Origin of the sequence: Mesorhizobium sp. M1A.F.Ca.ET.072.01.1.1 (assembly GCF_004023325.1) — a bacterium.
In the GTDB taxonomy this organism is placed as follows: Bacteria; Pseudomonadota; Alphaproteobacteria; order Rhizobiales; family Rhizobiaceae; genus Mesorhizobium.
On sequence record NZ_RZSF01000422.1, the window covers coordinates 1 to 4,677 of the forward strand.

Sequence of the window (4,677 nt, forward strand, 5' to 3'; positions counted from 1 at the left end):
GACCAGCGCTCTGCCAGAGTGAAGCCGCTAAACATCACCTGGAGGTCAGCATGCAAGCCAACACCGCCAAAGCCCCGGCCGCGATCCGCGTCGATCTTGCTGCAATATTTGTCTCGTTAGAACTGTCTCGTTCAAAATGGCTCGTGACTTCGCTTTCGCCAGGTGGGGGCGAGAGAATGTCGAGACACCTCGTGTTGGGGGGCGACATTCCGAGTTTGCTCGATCACTTCGCAGAGCTGCAGCGAAAGGCGGAAGTGCGGACAGGGCAGAGCTTCAGGGTCATATCCATCCAGGAAGCTGGTCTGGATGGATTCTATACATCGGATCCTCGAACGCGAAGGCATCGAGAGTTATGTCGTCGACCCAGCATCCATTGCCACATCGCGTCGCCGTCGGCGGGCCAAGATCGACAGGATTGACGGGGAAGCACTGGTTCGAGCGTTGTTGGCCTACAACCGCGGCGAGCCTCGGGTTTGCGCGATGTTGCGAGTGCCAACGCCGGAGGAGGAAGACCGTCGCCGATTGGTGCGCGAGCGGAAGGCGCTGACGAACGAGCGGATCAGGCACGTCAACAGGATAAAGGGCCTTTTGTTCAGCCAAGGTGTGTCCGGATACGAACCGTTGAAAGGCGATCGACGCAAATGTCTCGACGCGCTGATTACCGGAGATGGGCGTCCACTGCCGCCGGCGCTCAAGGCGCAGATCAGCCGCGAGCTTGATCGCATCGAGTTGCTGATCCAGCAGATCAAGGATGTTGAAGAGGCACGCGACGCCTTGCTCATTGCGCTAGATGTGCCAACACCGGCCCTGCTGCTCAGCCTCAAGGGAATAGGTCCGGAGTTCGCGGCCGTCCTGTGGTCTGAGGGATTGTCGCGCAAGTTTGACAATCGACGACAGGTTGCCGCCTACGCTGGTTTGGTGCCAACGCCCTGGCAAAGTGGGCAGATTAATTGCGAGCAGGAGTCTCGAAGTCCGGCAATCCTAGGCTCCGGTCGACGCTTGTCCAGGTTGCGTGGCTCTGGGTGCGCCATCAACCCAATTCGGCACTCAGCCAGTGGTTCAGGGCGCGAGTCATCCAGAATGGTGGCCGGTACAAGAAGACCGCGATCATCGCCCTCGCTCGGAAACTGCTTGTTGCGCTGTGGAAATACGTGAACGCCGGCGTCGTTATAGAAGGAGCTCTCCTGACGAAACCATCAGCGTAGACGCCAATCGATCATAACAATCTCCAGGACCGATCAGGCCTGGCAGATCCTCGGTAGACGAACCGACGAAACTCATGGCCTCAAACAGCCGCTGCTGAAGAATGGTTTCGTCTCTTGGGTCCGAATCCGCCGCAAGCGGGATCATGGAACAGGTGCATGCGCCCTGACCGAATATAAGGTGGACTTGGGTTCGTTCGCGAACCGCGTCACGCAAACGGACTCATCGAATGGGATCTACGGATTGCCCCGGAGGTACATGACAATGTCGACGTGATGCCGTTTGTAGTTGACCATCCCCATATAAGAGTTTCGGGCGCCGGCAGGCGTACGAAAGTCCCCGAGGAAGGAACCCGCGGGCCACAGGCGAGGGCTATGGGGATTTCGATTTTCGGCAGATGTCGGCGATGGCGCGACCGGTGTCGGGAAGCTCCGGGGTGGATGCGGACGGACCGCTTCGTTGCGCCTGCGCGCGGTGTTGTCGGGACGGTGGGCGGTTGGCCGCGGCTCTGTCGGAGCCGATGATCACCATGGACAGGCGTGGATCCGGTGCCGGAGGCTGTGCGCCTACGACTTGAGACTGGATCATGCCATGCCGGGTCATGGGGCGGTCTCCCGGTTCGTCGTCCGTGCGCCCGGCGGTCCGCGCGGCTGCCTCCATCGTTCGAAGGTCTCGATGATGATCATGCGTCCGCCACAGCAGGGGCATGGCGGACGGAAGTCGTCCGGTTCTTCCGTGGTGTCGTCATCGGACGGTGCGGCGACGTTCAGGAGTTCGCGCGCAAGCGCGAGGCTGGCCTTGCGGGCGGAGCCTGCGAGCAGCCCATAGTGACAGATGCGGTGGAACCCACGTGGCAGGACATGGAGCAGGAAGCGGCGGACGAACTCGTCGGTGGCGAGCGTCATGACCTGCTGCTGGTCTGCGCTAGGGCGACGATAATCCTTGTAGCGGAAAGTGACGCGGTCCTCGTCGAAACGGATGAGGCGTCGGTTCGAGATGGCGACACGGTGCGTGTAGCGCGACAGGTAGGCGAGCACCGCCTCCGGGCCGGCGAAGGGTGCCTTGGCGTAGACCACCCTTGCGACAGGCTAAGCCCTGGAAAGGAGAATGGAATGTAGATCCTGAAACCTTTCGAAGCGATCCAGAGGGTTCGACCCCCTCCCGGCAAAGGCGCAGCCCGCCAGCCGGAAGCGAGTCTTGCATGGGCGACGGCAACGTCGCTCGTGAAGCGTAGACAGCGGATGCTGAAGCCATGTGTCAGCCTCGAGATTATGTGCATGCGGAGGCCTTCGGCGTGGGTGGCCCGGGGGCAGCATCGTCGGAACCGCCAAGGGCGAGGTTCTGGCGGCTCGGCCGGGGTCTTGGAGCAGGGCAAAGGCATGGGATGGATCGCCAGGGAACCTGTGAGATCCCGCTCGCGTCCACGGACGCAGTGTGCCGGATAAAGGGACGCCGACTGACCAATGGTCCCAGGCCCGAGGGGCGTCCTCCACGCCGTCGGGAGCGCTTCGGCGAACACGAAGGACGGAGGAGCGCGTGGAGCCTGCAACCGAAACCATAAGGGAGCAGAAATGCGCGGGCGGGAAGTCGTAGCGCCTTCATAGTAGCGGTGAAGACGGGGAACTGGGCTCACCGGGACCCGACGGAGCGAAGGGAGGCGTCATGTGTAGAGAACCGTTGACCTGAAACATGGGAGGGGGCTCTGAACCCTACAAACCTGTCTACGAACCGACAACGGATAGCCGAACTGGCGAGGACGAAACGGGGTGTGGCGCTGTGCTCGCTCCACCATGTCATCGATCTGGACTGGATGAAGGAGGCCTACCGGCTGACCCGCAAGGATGGTGCCCCTGGCATCGACGGCGTCACGGCGGCGGACTATGAGGTGAACCTGGAGACCAGACTTCTGGACCTGCTGGAGCGCATCAAGTCCGGCCGATATCGTGCGCCGCCGGTCCGGCGGGCCTATATACCCAAGGCGGATGGTTCGCAAAGGATGCTCGGCATTCCGACCTTCGAGGACAAGGTGGCGCAACGCGCCATTACGATGGTGCTGGAGACCGTCTATGAGGAGGATTTCTACCCCTGCTCATATGGGTTCCGACCGGGCCGCTCGGCCCATCAGGCGCTCCGCAATATGCAGAACGTGCTGTGGGCAAAGCGGCTCTATTGGGTGATCGATCTCGACATACAGAAGTACTTCGACTCGATTCCGCACTCTCACCTCCGGGCGTTCCTCGACCAGCGAGTCACGGACGGCGTCATCCGACGGATGATCGATAAATGGCTGAACGCAGGAGCCGTCGAAGACGGTCTTCTGCTCCGAACGGCCGAAGGATCCCCGCAAGGAGGCGTGGTCTCGCCCTGCCTCTCGAACATCTTCCTGCACCACGTGCTGGACGAATGGTTCGAGACCGAGGTGCGGCCGCGGCTCCGTGGGGGCTGTACCATTGCCCGCTACGCTGACGATGCGATCATGGCGTTCGACAACATCGTCGACGCCCAGCGTGTCCTGGCAGTGCTGAACAAACGTCTTGGACGGTTCGGGCTTACGCTCCATCCCGACAAGACGCGTCTCGTCGACTTTCGCCCGCGAAGGACGGAGAGCACACGGCATCCGGAGACGGATGGCACCAAGTTCGACTTTCTCGGCCTGACCCACGTGTGGGGACGGTCGCGCAGAGGCAAGGACATGGTGATGCAAGTCACGGCCAAGGGCCGTTTTGCTCGTGCGTTGGCTGCGGTAAGTGACTGGTGCCGGAAACACCGGAACTGGTCGATCCGCGATCAGCATCGCCATCTCTCGTCCATGATGCGGGGCCACTTCGCCTATTATGGCGTCGGGGGAAATGCTCGGCGATTGCGATGGTTCGCCCACCAGGTCGTGAGGATATGGCGGAAATGGCTATCTCGGCGAGATCGTCAAAGCGTGTTCCGATGGACCCGCCTTAACGAAATCCTGAAACGCCATCCGCTGCCGCCAGCCAGGATTCTTCATTCGTTTGCCACCGTGAGCGAAACTCTACCATGAGGAACCGGATGCGGGAAAACTGCACGTCCGGGTCTGTGAGGGGTGGGGGCAGTAACGCCCCCACCTACTCGGCAGCGCTTCCTCCTGACGGGAGCGAGGTGGCGCAGGAATGCCCGCCGATCGGTGAGGTGCGCCATCGATCCGAAGAAGACGAGCCGGCCGGCGTCGCGCAGCCCGACCAGACGGGTGAGGAAGAGGCGGCGGAACAGCTTGCCGAGTACCCGCACCGGAAGCAGGAATGCCGGGCGCGACGATACCCAGCGGCTTCCGCCGAGTGCAATGCCGCCGCCCGGCACGATCATGTGCACGTGCGGATGGTGCGTCATCGCCGAACCCCAGGTGTGGAGCACGGCGGTGATGCCGATGCGTGCGCCGAGATGCTTCCGATCTGCCGCGATCGTCAGCATCGTCTCCGACGCTGCCTTGAACAGCAGGTCGTAGAC

Annotated in this window: 1 protein-coding gene and 3 pseudogenes; 2 read left to right on the forward strand and 2 right to left on the reverse strand. The window is 61.9% G+C overall.

The features are described from left to right. Window positions 1–50 precede the first annotated feature (50 nt). Window positions 51–1,205, forward strand: a pseudogene (locus EOA32_RS33280) (IS110 family transposase). Between the two features lie 597 nt (window positions 1,206–1,802). Here the strand turns inward: EOA32_RS33280 and EOA32_RS33290 are convergent. Then, window positions 1,803–2,279 (reverse strand): annotated as a pseudogene (locus EOA32_RS33290) (transposase); the annotation flags it as partial. A gap of 692 nt (window positions 2,280–2,971) precedes the next feature. On the opposite strand from EOA32_RS33290, the gene ltrA reads away from it, so the two are divergent. Continuing rightward, window positions 2,972–4,234 carry a group II intron reverse transcriptase/maturase gene (gene ltrA / locus EOA32_RS33295; RefSeq protein WP_128373986.1) on the forward strand — a complete coding sequence of 421 codons (1,263 nt, stop codon included), beginning with the start codon at window positions 2,972–2,974 and terminating at the stop codon, window positions 4,232–4,234. Between the two features lie 80 nt (window positions 4,235–4,314). On the opposite strand, the pseudogene EOA32_RS33300 reads toward ltrA, so the two are convergent. Next, window positions 4,315–4,677, reverse strand: a pseudogene (locus EOA32_RS33300) (transposase); the annotation flags it as partial.